The organism is Virgibacillus sp. 7505 (genome assembly GCF_002272135.1).
In the GTDB taxonomy this organism is placed as follows: Bacteria; Bacillota; Bacilli; order Bacillales; family Amphibacillaceae; genus Terribacillus.
In genome coordinates this window covers 101,181-119,577 of sequence record NZ_NPBF01000025.1, presented here as the reverse complement: position 1 = coordinate 119,577, position 18,397 = coordinate 101,181, and the positions used below count along the sequence as shown (strand labels likewise).

General features: G+C 44.8%; 16 protein-coding genes. 3 read left to right on the top strand and 13 right to left on the bottom strand.

The annotated features are described in order from the left end of the window. Position 1: 1 nt before the first annotated feature. The 9 genes from CHH91_RS10355 to CHH91_RS10315 all read right to left on the bottom strand — a co-directional run bounded on the left by CHH91_RS10355 (position 2) and on the right by CHH91_RS10315 (position 9,981). Entirely contained in the window at positions 2–259 is a 258-nt protein-coding gene (locus tag CHH91_RS10355) for a DUF6171 family protein (RefSeq protein ID WP_095223366.1), read from the bottom strand. Next, positions 256–1,470, bottom strand: coding sequence for a sn-glycerol-1-phosphate dehydrogenase (locus tag CHH91_RS10350; protein WP_095223365.1), 1,215 nt, complete (start codon positions 1,468–1,470; stop codon positions 256–258). The genes CHH91_RS10355 and CHH91_RS10350 overlap by 4 nt, the downstream gene beginning before the upstream one ends. Continuing rightward, entirely contained in the window at positions 1,470–2,960 is a 1,491-nt protein-coding gene (locus CHH91_RS10345) for an alpha-N-arabinofuranosidase (RefSeq protein ID WP_095223364.1), read from the bottom strand. The genes CHH91_RS10350 and CHH91_RS10345 overlap by 1 nt, the downstream gene beginning before the upstream one ends. Before the next feature lie 29 nt (positions 2,961–2,989). Beyond that, on the bottom strand, positions 2,990–3,613 hold the full coding sequence (locus CHH91_RS10340) for a YesL family protein (RefSeq protein ID WP_095223363.1): 624 nt from the start codon (positions 3,611–3,613) through the stop codon (positions 2,990–2,992). A 25-nt stretch (positions 3,614–3,638) separates the two neighbouring features. Continuing rightward, positions 3,639–4,478 carry a carbohydrate ABC transporter permease gene (locus CHH91_RS10335; protein WP_095223362.1) on the bottom strand — a complete coding sequence of 280 codons (840 nt, stop codon included), beginning with the start codon at positions 4,476–4,478 and terminating at the stop codon, positions 3,639–3,641. Continuing rightward, complete coding sequence (locus CHH91_RS10330) at positions 4,478–5,416, bottom strand: carbohydrate ABC transporter permease (RefSeq protein WP_095223361.1); 939 nt, start codon at positions 5,414–5,416, stop codon at positions 4,478–4,480. Before CHH91_RS10330 ends, CHH91_RS10335 begins: the two co-directional genes overlap by 1 nt. Before the next feature lie 18 nt (positions 5,417–5,434). Next, positions 5,435–6,955 (bottom strand): arabinosylfuranosidase ArfA, encoded by a 1,521-nt coding sequence (gene arfA / locus CHH91_RS10325; RefSeq protein WP_095223360.1) that lies wholly within the window; start codon positions 6,953–6,955, stop codon positions 5,435–5,437. 249 nt (positions 6,956–7,204) lie between these two features. Beyond that, positions 7,205–8,548 (bottom strand): ABC transporter substrate-binding protein, encoded by a 1,344-nt coding sequence (locus CHH91_RS10320; protein WP_095223359.1) that lies wholly within the window; start codon positions 8,546–8,548, stop codon positions 7,205–7,207. A 302-nt stretch (positions 8,549–8,850) separates the two neighbouring features. Next, positions 8,851–9,981, bottom strand: a complete 1,131-nt coding sequence (locus CHH91_RS10315; protein WP_095223358.1) for a GntR family transcriptional regulator — start codon at positions 9,979–9,981, stop codon at positions 8,851–8,853. Between the two features lie 278 nt (positions 9,982–10,259). Here CHH91_RS10315 and CHH91_RS10310 point away from each other — a divergent pair, with 278 nt between their 5' ends. Beyond that, the gene (locus CHH91_RS10310) at positions 10,260–10,886 is read left to right on the top strand and encodes a Crp/Fnr family transcriptional regulator (RefSeq protein WP_095223357.1); all 627 of its coding nucleotides are present in this window, start codon (positions 10,260–10,262) and stop codon (positions 10,884–10,886) included. Positions 10,887–10,904: 18 nt separating this feature from the next. Continuing rightward, positions 10,905–11,612, top strand: a complete 708-nt coding sequence (locus CHH91_RS10305) for a YjjG family noncanonical pyrimidine nucleotidase (protein WP_095223356.1) — start codon at positions 10,905–10,907, stop codon at positions 11,610–11,612. Between the two features lie 131 nt (positions 11,613–11,743). Here the strand turns inward: CHH91_RS10305 and CHH91_RS10300 are convergent, their stop codons facing one another. Beyond that, a complete protein-coding gene (locus tag CHH91_RS10300; RefSeq protein WP_095223355.1) occupies positions 11,744–12,619 on the bottom strand; it encodes a LysR family transcriptional regulator in 876 nt (291 codons plus the stop codon). Between the two features lie 15 nt (positions 12,620–12,634). Further along, entirely contained in the window at positions 12,635–13,939 is a 1,305-nt protein-coding gene (locus tag CHH91_RS10295) for a CitMHS family transporter (RefSeq protein ID WP_095223354.1), read from the bottom strand. Between the two features lie 202 nt (positions 13,940–14,141). Here CHH91_RS10295 and CHH91_RS10290 point away from each other — a divergent pair, with 202 nt between their 5' ends. Beyond that, entirely contained in the window at positions 14,142–14,756 is a 615-nt protein-coding gene (locus tag CHH91_RS10290; RefSeq protein WP_176465752.1) for an RraA family protein, read from the top strand. Here the strand turns inward: CHH91_RS10290 and CHH91_RS10285 are convergent. Together CHH91_RS10285 and acnA are read right to left on the bottom strand one after the other, a co-directional pair. Then, a complete protein-coding gene (locus CHH91_RS10285; protein WP_095223352.1) occupies positions 14,749–15,600 on the bottom strand; it encodes a LysR family transcriptional regulator in 852 nt (283 codons plus the stop codon). The two genes, CHH91_RS10290 and CHH91_RS10285, sit on opposite strands and share 8 nt — an antisense overlap. 29 nt (positions 15,601–15,629) lie before the next feature. Continuing rightward, positions 15,630–18,335, bottom strand: coding sequence for an aconitate hydratase AcnA (acnA, locus tag CHH91_RS10280; protein ID WP_286160747.1), 2,706 nt, complete (start codon positions 18,333–18,335; stop codon positions 15,630–15,632). Positions 18,336–18,397 lie beyond the last annotated feature (62 nt).

Below are 18,397 nucleotides of genomic sequence, written 5' to 3'. Positions count from 1 at the left end.
ATTATACCCGCTGCCAGCGATCTCCGTCAGGATATGGGCAGCGTTTATCCGGAAGGGAGGCTCGGAATACAACAAAACAGCCGCAGTGTGCACACGTATGATCCGCTGTAAGTGACGGACAAGCCGAACATATTGCTAAACGAGCAGACACGGTGTCTTCTTCAGCCAATACAGGCTCCAATGCTAATTGATCTGCAACAAGCGCTGCAGCCTCCTCCACTGTAAAGCTTTTCTTTTGCTGGCAAGTCCGGCAAGTCATCGACTGCCGATCCGATCCTGCAGCGGGTAGCTGATCTGCTCTTTCTTGAATTGATTGATAAGAAGAAGACCCGTACAGCGATCACGCAAATGGTAAGCTTCATTCAAGCTATCCTGTACAAGTTGTGATCCTATGCCAATTTCCTCAGCTGAAGCAGGTGCTCCGACCTGCAACAGGTAATATTGCAATGCTTCCGGCGTCGGGAGTGCCGCAATCTTCAGACGGATTTCTTCCCAATTTTCCTGCAAGGAAGCCGCATAAGCTCCTGTTGATTCTGAAGGATCAAACTGCTCAATCCAATCTTTATATAATTCCGTAATGATGCTGCAAGCAACACCGACTTTGGCTCCATGAAGAAGCTGTCGTTTATCTGTCTCGAGTAACTGCATCTCCCAATAATGGGACAAGTGATGCTCTGCTCCTGAAGCAGGGCGGGAGAAGTCCAACACCTGCATGATGAGACCAGATTCGATTAGTGCTTCCATTAAAATTCGTATGCCCGCTTCATCCGCCTTGGCTATTTCCTCGACATGTTCGACACATGTGTCCAGTGAGTGTCTCGTCATTTTAGCTGCAAGCGGATTGTATGGTTCTCCTCCTACTCTGGCGGATATTTCCCAATCGAGCAAAGAAGTGAATTTTCCAAGGATATCTCCGAAGCCAGCTGCTGTAAGCGATCGAGGAGCCGCACATAACACATTCAAATCGGCAAACACAGCCACCGGGGCGGCTGTCTGGATTGTCTGCTTCACTCCCCGCAAGATCAGTGGCGCTCCTTTGGAGGTGAAACCATCGACTGATGCTGCTGTCGGAACTGCCACAAATGGAATGGAGAGCTTCTGGCTGCAGAAACGCGTAATATCATGGATCGTTCCCGCCCCTACTGCCAACAGGACATCTGTATCCACCGGTGTTTCAACTAGTACCTGCACAAGCGAGGCTTCATCGGCATTTACTTGACCATGGTGATTTGCTAAAAGTTCGATCGTTTGGACATGGATATTATCCTTTTCTAGCAGTGCTGCCAATTGCTCCCCTGCGGCTGCTCTAGTCTGAGCATCCATAATAAGGACAGCTTTACTCAAACCTTTCTCATTCAAGTAATCTCCAATCGATGCAAGTGCGCCAGCTTCCACTTGCAAGAGCGGAAAAGTATCCGGATTTATCCCGAACTCCTCTGCCAATGTCAGCATATCAGCAGATAACTGCATCAGATTCCCTCCTTGATTGTCAAAACTGTCACGCTCATTGGCGGTAACGTAACCTGTAATCCGCCATCCTGCTCGGCGAAATCTGTAAATGGCACTACCTCCACTTGATTTGGCGCATCAAATGTATTACGGGCATCTCTTTTGTCAGAAGTGAGAATCTTGCCGCTAACAGTTCCTAATGCCGCACCGCGAAACTCTGTATTTATTGCAACTTCATTTGTATGATCCAGATTACAGAAGCTCACATGAATCTTGCCATCTTTTCCTTTTGATACAGAAGTACTGACAGCTGGATATACCAAATCGCCATGCTTTATTTCATCTGATTCCAGGTGAGAGGAAAGACGTTCTGCATCCTGGTGCACTTGGTACAAATCAAATACATGGTACGTCGGTGTCTTGATCATTTCCTGTCCTTCTGTCAGGATCATCGCCTGCAAAACGTTGACTGTTTGCGCGATATTAGCCATTTGGACCCGGTCACTATGATTGTTGAAGATATTGAGTGAAGCACCAGCTACGAGCGCATCACGGATTGTATTTTGCTGATACAGGAATCCTGGGTTAGTGCCAGGTTCCACGTCGAACCACGTTCCCCACTCATCGATGATCAGCCCAACGCGTTTATCAGGATCGTATTTATCCATGATCGTGCCATGCTTTTCAATCAACTCTTCCATATGAAGTGCACGCTTCAGCGTCAGATGCCATTCGTCTTCGGAAAAATGAGTAGCAGAGCCCTTACCAAGCCAGAAATCACCTGGAATCGTGTAGTAGTGCAGACTCAATCCATCCATCATAGATGCTGCTTCTTGCATGAGTGTCTCTGTCCAATTATAATCATCGACATTAGCCCCGCCTGCAATCTTATACAGCTTGTTGTCTCCATAATTACGTACATAAGTTTGATAACGGCGATATAAATCTGCATAATATTCCGGCCGCATATTCCCGCCGCAGCCCCAGTTTTCATTTCCAACACCGAAGTACGTCAGCTTCCATGGCTCCTCGCGGCCGTTTTCCTGGCGCCAAGCCGTCATTGGCGATTCACCATCGAATGTCATGTACTCAACCCACTCCGACATTTCCTGGACGGTGCCGCTGCCGACGTTTCCGCAAATATACGGCTCTGCTCCGAGCAGCTCGCAAAGCGTGAAGAATTCATGAGTTCCGAAATGGTTATTCTCTACGACTCCTCCCCAATGGGTATTGACCATTCGCTTACGCTCTTCACGCGGACCAACGCCATCCTTCCAGTGATATTCATCGGCAAAGCAGCCGCCTGGCCATCGCAATACCGGTATATTAAGCTTTTGAAGAGCTTCCAGTACATCATTGCGGATGCCTTTTGTATTCGGTATCGAAGAGTCCTCCCCGACCCAGATCCCTTCATATATACCTCTGCCAAGATGCTCAGCGAAATGACCGTAAATATTTTTATTGATTTTCCCTTCTGTGACATCAGCTTGAATGATCAATTTAGTCGACATGCTTATCGCTCCAATCTATCAAAAGTAAACTAGCTGGCTAACTGTTCGGCGTGCTTCATCGTAGAGAACACCTTCATGCTCAGCCACATCCAGCCAAACGCGCTGATACTGAAGCAGAAGAACAGCAGCAGCACCGGCAAGCCGATGCTATGATACAAAAGCGCAAACAGAAGTACACCGATCGACAGCGTGATATGAAACCTCGTCAGCCCAATGATGAACGCACTCCTGATAACCTGGAATGTACCTGCCTTGTAATTCGCCAGCAGTGGGAAGCTCCAGAGCACAACCGTCATATAGCAGAAAATGAGCACATAGAAAAGGAAGGGCACCAGGAAGAATAACTGTCCATCCGCTTGTCTGATAAGCAGATAGTTTGTATACAGGATGAAACCCACTGCTCCAAGGAACCACCCTAACTTGTTTGCTGACCAAAACTCCTGTTTAAATGCTTTGCGGAATGCTTGGTTCACCTTTACTTCCTCTCCATTCAAAATCCGGCGGGAAACCTGCAATGCAGCTACCGTTGCTGGAGCTACTCCGGCAACGATCAGTCCTAAGAGGCTGTACAACAGGAACAGTGCATTCAAGTGTGCAAAACGGGTGATCCACAAAAGAGACTTATCGAGATTACTCATCGCTTTCTTCAGCATGGTTTTAACTCCTTTCTAATCAGGCTCAGCCTTTGACGCCGCCCACAGTCAATCCGGAAATGAAATAGCGTTGGAAGAAGATGAACAGAATCACAATCGGAACAATTGTCATAACAGACCCTGCAATCAAAACATCATAGTTATTCCCGTAAGGCGTAAGCAGTGTTGCCAGCCCGAGCGGCAGCGTGAACATATCATTCGAACGGAGCACGAGCAATGGCCACAGGAAGTTATTCCAGCTGCCAAGCCCTTGCAGGATTGCCATCGCTGCCAGGGAAGGTCCCATCAACGGGAGCATGATTTTAAAGAAGATGCCATATTCTGTCGACCCGTCAATCCGTGCTGCATCCATCAGCTCTTTCGGCAGACCAAGTGCGTATTGCCGGAAGAAGAAGACTGCTACCGGAGCAACGACACCTGGGAGAATCACGCCCAGATACGTATCAATCAACATCATATCGATCATAAACTGGAATAACGGCAGCATCAGAATCTCAAATGGCACCATCAGGATGAACACAACAGCGACGAAGAAAATATTGCTTCCTTTAAAGTCATACATCGCCAGCGCGTAGCCAACCATGGAAGAAAAGAACAAGGACAAAACAATCATCAATGCAGAAATCCAAAGACTGTTTCCATACCACGTCCAGTATTCTGCCGATTGTGTGAAGATGTAAGTGTAATTGCTTAGCGTCAATTCATCCCAAGGAAAGCTGAATGATATGCCGTTTCGCATCATGGAAGATGACGGGATAAACGACGAAAGCACCAAGCTTATGATCGGGAAAAGCGCAATCAAGCTGACAATGGCCATAACAAGAGTGGCGATGAAACCGAGTGCTTTGCTGTTGGATTTTTTCATCATCTATCCTCCTTCTTGAATGTGCCGGTAGCAATTAAATAGATAATGCTGATAACGAAGATAATGAGCATTAACACGACGCCGAGCGCAGCCCCGAAGCCCATATCATTCTGCTGGATCCCCTGCTGGTAAATATAAGCTGCAATCGATAAACCGATGTTACCTGGTGAACCAACTGCCCAGAAAACATAGCTTTCTTCAAACATTCGAAAGCCGTTGATGATTGTGATCGTACTGACAAAAATGATGATCGGCTTCAGCATTGGCATCGTAATGAAACGGAAGCGCTGCCATCTAGTGGCACCATCAATTTGGGCTGCTTCATACATTTCATCTGGCACATTTTGCAAGGCTGCCAGGAAGTAAAGAATATTTACGCCGATCCAGCGCCAGCTGGCTAGCAGGACCATCAGTCCGATCGCCGCCCAAGGTGTAAACATCCATTTGATTGGATCGAAGCCAAACAGCCCGATTAGCTGGTTAGCAACAGCGCCTTCCTGCTCACTGAACATGAAGCGAAAAATCATACCGCCGACAATGGTCGATGTAAGTGCCGGGATAAAGAGTGAAGCCCGGAAAAGCGTCCGGAAGCGGACATGCTTCGAATTAAGAATTACCGCGAGCACCATCGGTATGATAGTCAAAATCAATACGGTAAGTACGACATAAGCTGTCGTATTGGAAACAGCTCTGTAAAACGTAGGGTTAAAAACGCGCTCATAGTTGCTCATTCCAATGAATTCCACCTGTCCAGGAAGCACACGCTGGAAACTCATGATCACTCCCTGGATTGCAGGATACACTGTGAAAAGAAGCAGAGACAGGACAAATGGCGAAATGAAAACGAACGGGACTACTTTCTTTGAATTTAGAAACCGGAGGAACTTATTCTGTTTCTTCCGTGCTCTCACCGGTGTCACTGGTGTAACTGTATTCATCACAATCCCCCCTCACCCTTAATTTTTACTGGCTTTCCGCAGCCGGATGACATTCCAGGAAGTCCTATTCAATTGCGCCTTCAGTCTGCCGTCTTCCAACCTCGATTCACCATTGCTGTGCGGCGCGACGCGTGATGTGTCTTTTGTGTTAGCTGCCTTCAAATCATGATGCTCCAGCACGATATGCTCTGCAAGTTCATATCCTTCAAAGCTGCGTAGGTCAACATCGAGCGGAATAGCTTCTTCCAAATGCTTGTTCACTAGGAAAATTGTTAACGCCTCTTCTTGCTCATCATAAACAGCAGCGCTATCAATGAACGGGACATCTGTGAAGTCTTTGCTATCATACTTCGGAGAAGAAAGGATCGGCTGCAAGCTGATTCCCCGACCGAATACGGATGCGTGCAAGTAAGGATAATAGATTGTCTGTTTCCAAGATTGGCCGTTGTTCTCCGTCATAATCGGCGCAATGACGTTCACCAGCTGAGCCATGCAAGCCATCTTCACACGATCAGCGTGACGGAGCAAGGTAATGAGCATGCTTCCAACCAATAGAGCATCTTCAAAATTGTAGACGTCCTCCAGCTGAGGCGGTGCGACTGTCCACGGATCCAGCTTTTCATCATGCTCCCTGGAGTGATACCATACGTTCCATTCATCAAAGCTCAAGTTGATTGTTTTCTTGCTGCGATGCTTTGCTTTGATGTAATCACAGGTAGCAGTTACGGTCTTAATAAAATGATCCATATCCATATTCTTCGCCAAATAGTTGGCTGGATCATTGGAAGGGTTGCCGTAATATTGATGCAGGGAGATATAATCCACTTCGTCATATGCGATATCCAATGTTGTCGCCTCATACTCTGGGAAAGTCGGCATATCCGTATTCGAGCTGCCACATGCAACAAGCTCAATACTCGGATCGACGAGTTTCATTGCCTTACCTGTCTCTTTGGCGATTCTGCCATATTCGGCCGCTGTCTTATGCCCTACCTGCCACGGTCCATCCATTTCATTTCCTAAACACCAAGTCTTGATGTTATGGGGCTGCTCGTAACCATGCTCCCTGCGTAAATCACTCCAGTACGTCCCGCTGGGATGGTTTGTATATTCGATTAGATTACGCGCTGCATCAATACCTCGCGTACCAAGGTTCACTGCCATCATAACTTCCGCTTGCGCTTTCTTCGCCCAATCCACGAATTCATTCGTCCCTATTTCATTGGTCTCGATTGTGCGCCAGGCCAGCTCCAGCCGTTTTGGCCGGCTTTCCTTCGCTCCGACACCATCTTCCCAGTTATAAGCAGACACCATATTACCGCCAGGATAACGAACGATAGGCACTTGCAGCTCCTTCACCAGCTCAATTACATCTTTTCGGAAACCTTGTTCATCAGCATCGGGATGACCAGGCTCATAAATACCGCCATATACTGCTCTACCTAGATGTTCAATGAATGATCCGTAAATACGTTTGTCGACTTCGCTGATCTGATAACTCTTATCCAAAACCATCTTCGCTTGCAATTTATCTGCCATTTATCCCCACTCCTCTTTCTTTTTTGATAACGCTTACAATTAAGGTAAAAAAAGAAGGTGACACACATCGCATCACGTACGAACATATTCCACCTTTAATCTCCACATCCAGAAATATGTACGTATAAGTTTATATATTCAGTATAGACAGATGTGTCTGTAAAAACAAGCGTTTTTTGAACCCAGAAACAAATATTATAAAAACCCCAAGCTGCGATAGTGCTGCTTGGGGTTTTTAGGGAGTCTGTTCTATTCCTGCATCGTGCTTTCGATCTTATCAGCAGCTTCTTTCATGGCTTCCTCAGGCGACTTATTCTTCTGCCTCAGCACAGAATCTGCAATTATTGTATTATACTCCGTCGAAACATCTGGTGTATTTTCGGTGATATTCAATGTGTTGATCTCATCCTTCACCTCTAAAAGCATATCGAAGATACCGTCACCGAAGAATTGATAATACTTATTATCTTCTCTGACTGCTTCACTTTCCCATACATCCCAGCGAGGCGGGTCAAATCCGAGAACCTTCCACAGATTGATGCTTCCTTCTTCCGAAAGCTTGGTGTATGCCAGGAATTCCTTCGCCAAGTCCGTCTCTTCTGACTGATTGGTTACGACTGTTCCTGTACCACCCATACCAGCGGAACGCTTACCGCCTTCTTCCCAAGCAGGAAGCGGTTTGATGGCAATTTTACCTTCCATTTCCGGCATATTATCAAGGAAGCGTCCCATGTACCAAAGCGGCGCTAGTATGGCAGCTGACTTTCCTTCTGAATAATACTTATAAAAATCCTCTGATTGGTTCATACCACCAGGAGTAAGTTCAGCAATTTTCTCTGTATAAATAGCATCATACAAGAATTGAAGGGTCTTTACATTGGTTTCGTTATCCAATGTCAAATTTCCTTCGGCATCAAAGAAGTCCGAATCCTGCTGTGAAACCATCGGCCACAAATCCATCAGGAAGTCACCTGTACCGACGTTCCACATAACTGCATCTGTTTTTTCTGTCACTTGTTTACCGGCTTCTACGAAGTCATCCCATGTCTTGATGGAATCGATATCAACTCCTGCTTGCTCCATAATTTCTGTATTATAGTACATGACAGTTGCCCCTACGTGAGTTGGAACGCCGTAATAGTCGCCCTCTTTCGCATATAGGTCAAAACGAGCCTCTACAGAATCAGCAAGTACTGGTTCTACATATTCGTTCATTGGTTCAAGCTGCGGTGTTCCTTGTAAAAAGTTCGGAAACTTACTCAATTCGATATCCGCTATATCCGGTGCACCTTTACCTGATTGCAGACTAAGCAGCAGATTATTGTGCATATTATCGTATGGATATGTTTCGGCTACGAGCTTGATAGGCCGATCAGGAAATTCCTCATTCCAGCGTTCCGCTGAATCCTTGAATAAATCCATATGCTGACCGACAAAAGTCCAATAAGTCAATTCAGTTGCGTTCTCCAAGTCTGCACCGACAACTTCTGTTTCATCCGCCTCACTGCCTCCGCCTCCACTGCCGCCCTTGCTGCAAGCGACCAATACAATGATCATCAAACCAATCATCAGCGTCTTCAAGACTTTCTTCATCAAAGCTACCCCCTCATTTTTTCATTTCAAAGCAGTTATTGAAAGCGTTTACCAAAGAGGTCATACCTCCCTTTCCGTAATCGGCTAACTGAGGATTGTTCTGGATGATAGCGCATACATTTGGATGCGTCAGCCTATACGATGCGTGTTATGAACATGGTATCATCGCAGAAACAATCAGTCAATAAGTTTTGGTTTATTATCCTCATAACTTATACGAACAAGATATTAATATATCAATTATCTATAACACTTATTTAACAAGTCGTATAAAAAAACAGAGCTGACCGTTCCAGCTCTGTTTACTTTATCTTTTCTAACGCATCTGCCTGTATAGCTTGTGTCGACTGCCTCGCTACCAGCTTAGTCGGAAAGACAATACTCTCGATTGCCCCTTCAGAGCCTTTGCCGTGATTACTTTCGATTAAATCCAGGATCAATTTACCTGCTGCCTTGCCAAGCTCTGACTTTGGATGTTCAACAGAAGTAAGCTTCACTTCCGACAATTCGGTCAGGAAGGAATTATCAAAGCCCACAATTGACATGTCCTGTGGAATTTTCATATTGTGTTCCCGCAGCACATTGATCAGTTTGATGGCCAGTTCATCGTTATAGCATACCAATCCAGTCGGCTTGGCATCTGTCTGATTCAATAATGCTTCAAGCTCTTGTATTGGCTTATCATGCTTTTCCTCCGTACTGTATGTCACGATATGCTTCGGATTAATTGGCACCTTATATTCACGGTGCGCCTTCAAATATCCTTTCATCCGCAGCGTTCCCTGCATGTCGTCCGTTTTGAAGAAACCGATAATATCCTTATGCCCTTGCTTGATGAGGTGCTCTGTTTGCAGGAAAGCACCACGCTCATCATCGACAAGCACCCGGTACGGTTCCAATGCATCATAATAAGCATTGATCATGATATACGGAATCTGCAGCCGCTCCAAGTTCAAATAGTAGTTTATATTCGGGTTAGCTGAAGCACTTTTGGTCGGCTCAATAATTGCGCCGTCAAAACCAGTAGTGATGATCCGCTCGAGATACTCCCGCTCTTTTTCATGATTGTTATTCGTATTAAACAAGCTTACATTATAGCCATGATCGCTTAAATAAGCTTCTGCTCCACGAATGATCGATGGGAATATATAATCTGAAATGTACGTAGTTACGATGGCAATATTTTTATTTTGTGTACCATTGTGCTGCAATTGCTGCTTCGAACGATCGGCACAGAAAGTACCCGCTCCCTGCTCGCGGTAGAGCCATCCTTCTGTCACTAGTTCTCCAATTGCCAGCCGCACTGTATGACGGCTCACGTCGAATTGCTTCATCATCTCGCTCTCAGATGGAATTTTTGCATGCGGCTCATACGTACCATCGAGGATTTTAGATTTGATTGCCTGTTTAACAATTGCATATTTTGTCTGCATAACTTACACCAGCTTCCTTGACATGTTCGTATAAGTTAGCATAACACATGCAAAGGGGCTGGCGCACTATGTTGCTTTAAAATAAAAGTCCAATCACGTAAAGTCAGATGGCGGTAAGGAGATGTCTACCTTCCTTTGCCGATCAGATAACGATATGATACGATCGGGACATATGTCCTTTCCTTTGCAAATAACGGACATATAATATAGCTGGAAGGCAGGCCTGCTTATGCAACCTGTACATAATGAGACTCTTCTTGAATCTTATATAGAAAAGTATGATATCAGGAAGCCATTTCCGTTTATACCGTGCCGGTAACGGTGATGCTATCTGTGAACAAGGAGAACATGTATCGCAGCTGTATCTGCTCGTAAAGGGAAAAGCAACCGTCTCTTACATTGCAGAGAATGGCAATAAACTGATCGTTTCATTCAAGCAAGCTTTTGAATTATTTGGTGATATAGAATATATCAAGCAGATGGATGCATTACATACGGTAGAGGCTGCGAGTGAAGTATATTTGATCGGGATACCAATTGATTCACTACATACATATGCGGCGTCATATCCGCCTTTCCTTCAGCTTTTGCTGCGCGAGGTAACAGAGAAGTTCCAGCTGAAATCAAAAGCGTTCAGCTTCAGTCTGACCCATGGCGCCCTTACCAGGTTAGCGAGCTACCTATTCCGTATTATGTCAGAGTATGACGGAAAACGGCTGACTGGTTCCCTGCCCATTAACCGGACAGGCGACATCGCGGATCATATCGGGACGACCTCCCGGCATGTGAACCGTTTACTTACTACGTTAGCTAAAGAAGGTATTATCGAGCGCAGCAACAGTGCAATATCCATAAAAGACTGGGAAAAACTTGAACAGCTAGCAAGTCGATCAATTTATGCTTAATAACTGGAGGTAGACAACATGACAAAGCGATATGATGCTTTATTTTTTGACGTTGACAACACTATTCTAGACTTCACAAAAACCGAGCAGGAAGCTCTGCCGCTTCTATTCAGCCAGCATGGCCTGCCAACAGACGAAGCAGCGATGACTGCGTATCGCACTATCAACCACAGACTTTGGAGTTCTTTTGAAAAAGGGGAAATCGATCGCGATAATGTTGTCAGTTCCAGATTTACTGAGTTCTTCGCCCTCTACGATAAACAAGTAGATGGAGCTGATCTGGATGCCGCTTATCGAGAGCTGCTCGCACAAGGAAGACATATGATAGCTGGTGCTGCAGAAGTATTGGAGAAACTATCCCAGGATTATCCTTTATATATCGTGACAAACGGTGTTTCCGAGACACAATTCCGCCGCCTGAAAGCGACCGGACTGCTTCCTTACTTCCAATCAGTTTTCGTATCAGAAGATACTGGATACCAGAAACCGATGGCAGGGTTCTTTGACTATGTGTTTGAACGCGTTCCTGGAATTAAGCCAGAGCGTTCATTGATTATCGGTGATTCCCTAGTGGCCGATATCCAAGGAGGAAATATGGCAGGCATGGATACTTGCTGGTTCAACCCTGGCAGACTGCCTAACCATCTCCCGCTTCATCCGGATTACGAAATAACTAAATTAGAGGAACTGCTAAGTATACTAAGAGAAAACGCAGTTAACTTATAATCGAACATCCATGGATAATGGTGTGGTTTTAAAAATCTTATATCCTACACCCTTTTCTCCAACTTCTCTCGATAGTATATAAGGCTGTGGATGTTAAAAGAAGATGTGCAATCAGCACATCTTCCTTTTATTTACAATGCTCTCTCATGCAAATAGTTTTGGACATATTCGGTAAATTGACGTAAAGCAAAGAACTGTTCATGTCTCTCATGCTTCGAGAACATCCAGGAGTTGCGCGTTATTTTGTTTCCTTCTTTATCTTGTATCGGGATCTTATGGAGTTCATTATGATTCCGGACTACTAAACCAGGCAGGATCGAGAACCCTAAGTTATTCGATATCATATCAAGACAAGTGTCTGCACGATCGACTTCCATTATGACTTGTGGTGCTACAGTAAAATGTTCATACCACCATTTATCTATCATGTTCTTCAGCTTAATATCCGTCTTATAGCTGATCATTGGAAGCTGAGGCAAAGAGTCAATCATTAATGGTTTGCTGGAGACGACCACCATATCCTCCTCAAATAGAAGCTGCCCCATTCCTGCCCAGCCATAATCCCCTCTGACAAATGCTACATGTAATTCATCCTTCACCAGTAAATCGAATATATCCCTGCTCCACCCTGTCTCAATCTGAAAATGAATACGTGGATAAAGAGCCTGAAAATCGCGCAGGACATCAAGGAATAGGAACTTCGTGAAGAAATTAGAGATACCTACTTTGATTGTTCCACTAGGCTCAGGCTGCATACTCCAGCCGATTTCCCTTATTTCTTGCTGTTTTTTTAAAAGTGATTTCGCTTTGCTGGCGAGGAACTCTCCTTCTGTCGTAAAGCTAATCCCTCTCCGCTCCCTTTTCACTAATGTGATGCCATATTCCGTCTCTATTTGTTTTAACCGCTTCGTAAGAGCAGGCTGTGTCAATCCAAGATTATGTGCAGTTTTTGTGATATTCCGGCTCTTATAAAGATCCTGCAGTGTCAGCAGAGTGGAAAACTTCATCAAATCATTCCTTTATCAAATAATGATACCGAAAAGTATTGCGACTAGTATCATGACTACGCTTGTACCGACTGCCCATTTTAGGATGAATTTCTGATGATCACCGAATTCTACACCAGCCATCCCTACTAGCAAGTAGGTGGAGGCAATTAACGGGCTCATGGCATGCAATGGCTGTCCTAGCACAGAAGCTCTGGCGATGTGTACTGGGTCCACTCCGTAAGCTGCAGCGGTTTCAGCAATGATTGGAAGGACACCAAAGTAATAGGGATCATTCGCCATAAAGTAAGTCAGCGGCATGCTAGTTACAGCTGTAATGATTGCGAACCAGGAGCCGAACTGTTCAGGAATGATCGAAACCAATGAACCAGCCATTTCATCGACCATATGCGTACCAGAAAGTATACCAGTGAAAACACCCGAAGCAAAAATAAGGGAAACAACGATCAAAACGTTAGGTGCATGTGATTCCATCCGTTTCTTTTGTTCCTCCAGATTAGGATAATTAACGCACAGCGCTATTCCAAATGCAATTACAAACAGAACAGGAAGCGGAAGGACACTAGTGACAAGTCCAACAATCAATAAAACAGTGAGTACAAAGTTGAACAAGATAAGCTTTGGACGCTTAGTCGAGCTGCCTGCCTCCAGCGTTGCAGCTTCCTCGGTGCGCAAATCATTCATAAATCCGGATTCCAGCTCGATGATGCCCAGCCTTTTCCGCTCTTTTTTTCCAAGGATGAAGGCTGTAAGGAATACCCAGCCTAATCCAGCCACCATGACAGGGATAAGCGGCGGGAATACCTCTGACGCATCCAGATTCAAGGAAGAAATTGCTCTTGCTGTCGGCCCGCCCCACGGAACGATGTTCATGACGCCAAAAGCCATCATCGCTGTGCATGTCAGTACAAGCGGATTCATTTTAAGCTTTTTATAGAGCGGGAGCATGGCAGATACTGTGATTATATAGGTTGTGGTCCCATCTCCGTCCAGTGCAACCATCGTTGCTAAAACTGCTGTACCGATGACAACCTTTAACGGATCACCCTTTACGATAGCCAAAATTCTATTTATCAAAGGATCGAACAATCCAGCATCAATCATAATGCCAAAATACATAACAGCAAACAACAGCATGATCCCAGTCGGAGCTACCCCTATAAGTCCATCCAGAATCATCGGTCCAAGCTCCAAGCCAAATCCTCCTATAATAGCGAAGATGATTGGTACTAAAATCAGTCCCAGCAAAGCCGATAAACGTTTCGTCACAATAAGCAGGATAAACATAAACATCATCGCAAACCCTAGCAATGCAATCATTTCCAACCCACCCCTTCTTTGTAATCGCTTACAAAGAATATATAGGATTATGCTGAGAGACGGAAATATCGTATATTCATCCATAGCGATAACAATTAGTTATCTGTATGAAGTTATGTGCAGGTATAACTTTAAACTATTTAAAGTTTACTAGATTCAGCAGTATACTAGGTATATCACAAACTGGAAGGAGCAGATGGAATTGGATAATATTCTGGAAAAACTCAGTCAGCTAACGACTACAAGCCTATCTGATGCATTGGATATAACGCATAATATGGATAGTAACATCAAGCCTCTCAATCCTGCACACAAAGTATGCGGCAAGGCATTTACAGTAGATCTGCCTGCCGGAGAGAACAAGACGTTATTCGAAGCAATAAATGAAGCAGGCGAAGACGATATTCTTGTATTAAGCTATAAAAATGAAACACGTTATGCATTTGCGGGAGATTTCATTATCGGCTTGATGCAGACACTTGGTATCCGAGGTGTCGTTGCAGATGGCGCAGTGAGGGATTTACACGGCGTATTAGATCTTAATTATCCGGTATTCTGCCTTGGGACAACGATGGCCGCTGGGAAAAAGAATATTCCTGGAACAATCAAATCGACTATTTCCTGTGGCGGAAGTATTGTCAGACATGGTGATTACATTGTCGGCGATGCAGATGGCGTCATTGTCATTCCGCAGGATAAGGTGAACGACGTCATCCAGGCCGCATCGGAAAAGCTGGAAAAAGATCAAATCCGAGAAGAAAAATACGGAAAAGATCAGGAAAGTGTTCGCGCCTACTTAAATAATGTCATCAATTGAGCAGCATGCCGATGAACTCGCCAGATGGTGCATTCAAGCTGCTCCTTTCAAAATAGATCCACGTATGGATTTCACAAGGCTTTTTATCGTCCAATAGGATATCATCCAAAAATATATGTTCGTGACTGCTCAATGCCAGCTTCGGAAGGATGGCGTAGCCCAGCCCTTGTACTACCATTTCTTTGCAGGAGTCGATGTCATCGACCTCCACGCTGATTGCAGCTTTTTGACCGTAGTTTGCATCCCACCAGCCAGCAATGAGTTCCTCCATCTCCTTATCCATCCGATAGTGGATTTGGGGAAGCTTGGGAAGGTCAGCTGCGTCAATCCTTTCCCTCGAAGCAATGCATAGTCTATCCGTAAACAATAACTCCTTTTCGCCTTTCCAATCCGGTAATTCAGCCTCCATGATAGCGAGCTCAATCTTGTTATGTATAAAAGCTTTTTTGATTTCCTTATTCCAGTCCGTCACGATATCCAGAGATACGTCCGGATATTTTTCTTTAAAGATTTTCAAAATAGTCGGCAAGCAGTATTTTGCATACAAATTCGTCGTGCCAAGACGCAATGTCCCGCTTATCCTCTCTTTTAGCTCCGCTAATTCTCTTCTAACTAACTCATACTCTTCCAGCATAGTGCCCGCACAGGAAACGATATAGCGTCCAAATTCCGTCAGAATGATTCCGTTGCTTTTCTTCTCAATGATACTTGCTCCGAAAAACTTCTCAATCTTTTTCAATCTTTTCGTAACGGAAGGCTGTGAGATGTACAGTAATGACGCTATTTGTGTAATATTCTGATATTCTTTCAAATACTTCAGTATAAGCCAATCTCTCTCATCCAATCCGTTTACCTCCTTGCTAAGAAGAGGGATCAGACATGCGAACCCTCTTCTTGCTTCATGAAGTACTCAAACATATGGGGTAATATGCCCCCCTTGAGATAATATTTCAGATCAATGATACTGTCCAGCCGTACAATTGTATCGAATTGGACTGTCGAACCATCTTTCCTAATCATCTGAACGCTGCATAATTCTTTCGGTCTACTGCTGCTGGTAATCTGCTCAAAGGTAAATGTTTCTTCTCCGGTGATTCCCAGCGTGTCTGCAGAGCTGCCTGGCGTGAACTGCAAAGGCAGGATTCCCATCCCGACAAGATTGCTGCGATGGATTCGTTCAAAGCTTTCAGCAAGCACTGCTTTTACGCCAAGCAATACGGGGCCTTTTGCCGCCCAATCACGAGAGCTCCCAGTTCCATACTCTTTTCCTGCTATAACGATCAAAGGTGTTTGTGTGTTTTTATAAAGAGTAGCAGCCTCGTAGATGGACATAGTTTCCGCCGAAGGAAGATACCTTGTAAAACCGCCTTGCTTTTCAGGCGCAAGCTTATTGTACAATCGCGGATTCCCAAAAGCAGCCCGTTCCATAACCAAATGATTTCCTCTTCGTGACGGGAAAGAATTGAATTCAGATCTTGGTACGCCTTTCGTTTTGAGATATCTTCCAGCTGGACTATCCACCCGAATAGCGCCTGACGGGGAGATATGATCGGTTGTAATACTGTCTCCTAAAAGCGCCAGTACTTTTGCATTTTCTATTCTCTTTCCGGGCTCAGAATGGGAAGCTTCGTCAATGAATGGGGCCTCTTGAATATATGTGGAATTGTTATCCCAGTCATATAAGGCGGCATCAGGGGAATCCATCGCGTCCCATTTTGGATTCAGTTGATCCATATTGCTGTACCTTTCCTCAAACATTTCCGTTTTGATATAGGTAGCGATATACGCTTCGACTTCCTGTTTATCTGGCCAAAGGTCCTTTAAATAAACTGGGCTGCCATTTTGAGTATATCCTATCGGATCCTTCGTGAGGTCCTTATCAATCGTACCCGCTAATGCATAAGCTACGACGAGCGGAGGAGAAGCAAGATAATTCATTTTGACAAGGGGATGAATCCTTCCTTCAAAATTGCGATTGCCGGAAATGACAGAAGCAGCAGGTATACCTGTTTTTTCGATGTATGCCTCGATGTCTTGATCCAAAGGACCTGAATTACCGATGCACGTTGCACACCCGTATCCAGCAATGTGGAAGCCTAATGCTTCCAGATCAGAAAGCAAGCCAGAAGCGCGTAAATAATCTGTCACAACTCTAGATCCTGGTGTGAGCGATGTTTTTACATGCTGAGCAACCTTCATCCCTAACTGCCGCGCTCTCTTGGCGATAAGACCAGCCTGCATGAGCACATGAGGGTTGGACGTATTAGTACAGCTTGTAATCGCTGCTATCACGACGTCACCTGGCTTGACAGCATTATCATATCCTTCTCTATTATTCTCTTTCATTTGGAAGCCGCCGTCTTCCAAAGACTTATGCAGCAATTGCTGATAGTTGTGCTGCACTTCCCCCAGACCTATTCTGTCTTGCGGCCGCTTAGGCCCGGCAAGTGATGCCTCCACCTTTGCCAAATCCAATGCAACAGTATCTTCATAATGTATGCGTTTATTTTCTTCGTCATTGTAAAACAATTTCTGCGCTTTGTAATAGTGTTCTGCCAATTGTATATCATGCTGACTTCTGCCGATATAAGCTAAGTACTCAAGCGTTCGTTCATCCACCGGAAAATAGCCCATTGTTGCGCCGTACTCCGGTGCCATATTCGCAATGGTGGCACGATCAAATACTGTCAGATGTTTCACACCCTGACCGTAGAACTCCACTATTTTTCCGATGACGCCTTTCTTTCGGAGTATGCTCGTAATCGTTAAAGCTAAGTCTGTGGCAGTAGCTGTCTCTGACAGCTCACCCGTCAATTCAAAGCCGACTACTTCCGGAATCGTTGAATACAAAGGGAGCCCCAATATAGCAGCTTCTCCCTCAATGCCCCCGACACCATATCCCAATACTCCTAAACCATTGATCATCGTTGTATGAGAATCTGTTCCTACTAGTGAATCAGGAAATAGAACTGTTTCCTCGCCCACCTGTTTTCGTGCTACTACGGACGACAGGTACTCCAGATTGATTTGATGCATGATACCAGTAGATGGCGGGAAAATGCGGAAGTTATCGAAAGACTTTTTTGCCCAATGCAGAAAACGAAAACGTTCTTTATTTCGTTCAAATTCCAAGTTTTCATTCAGCTGAATGGACTCTTTTACGCCATAGTAATCGACTACCACGGAATGATCCACGACGAGATCGACCGGGATTTGCGGATTTATTTTATGTTCATTGCCTCCAGCTCGACTGACAGCCTGCCTTAATGATGCTAAATCAACAATTGCCGGAACACCTGTCGTATCATGCAGCAGTACACGCGCAGGCTTAAAAGGGATCTCTTGATCTTCTTTCGTATTGTCGGCTAATAATGCTTCTATGTGCTGGCGGGTGATTGCACTGCCATCATAATTCCGGATCATGGATTCCAGGAGTATTCTCCACGTATAAGGTAAACGTGCCACATTACTCTGAAAATGATTATCTACCTTTTGAAGGTCATAATATGTGTATCTGTTTCCATCAAAATGCAGGACGGATTTCAGACTATCACTCATTGTTTCTATTCCGGATGCCATAAGGATACCCCTCTCCTCTTGCTTAGGTGTATCATAATGCATGTGAACGATGAATAAAAATA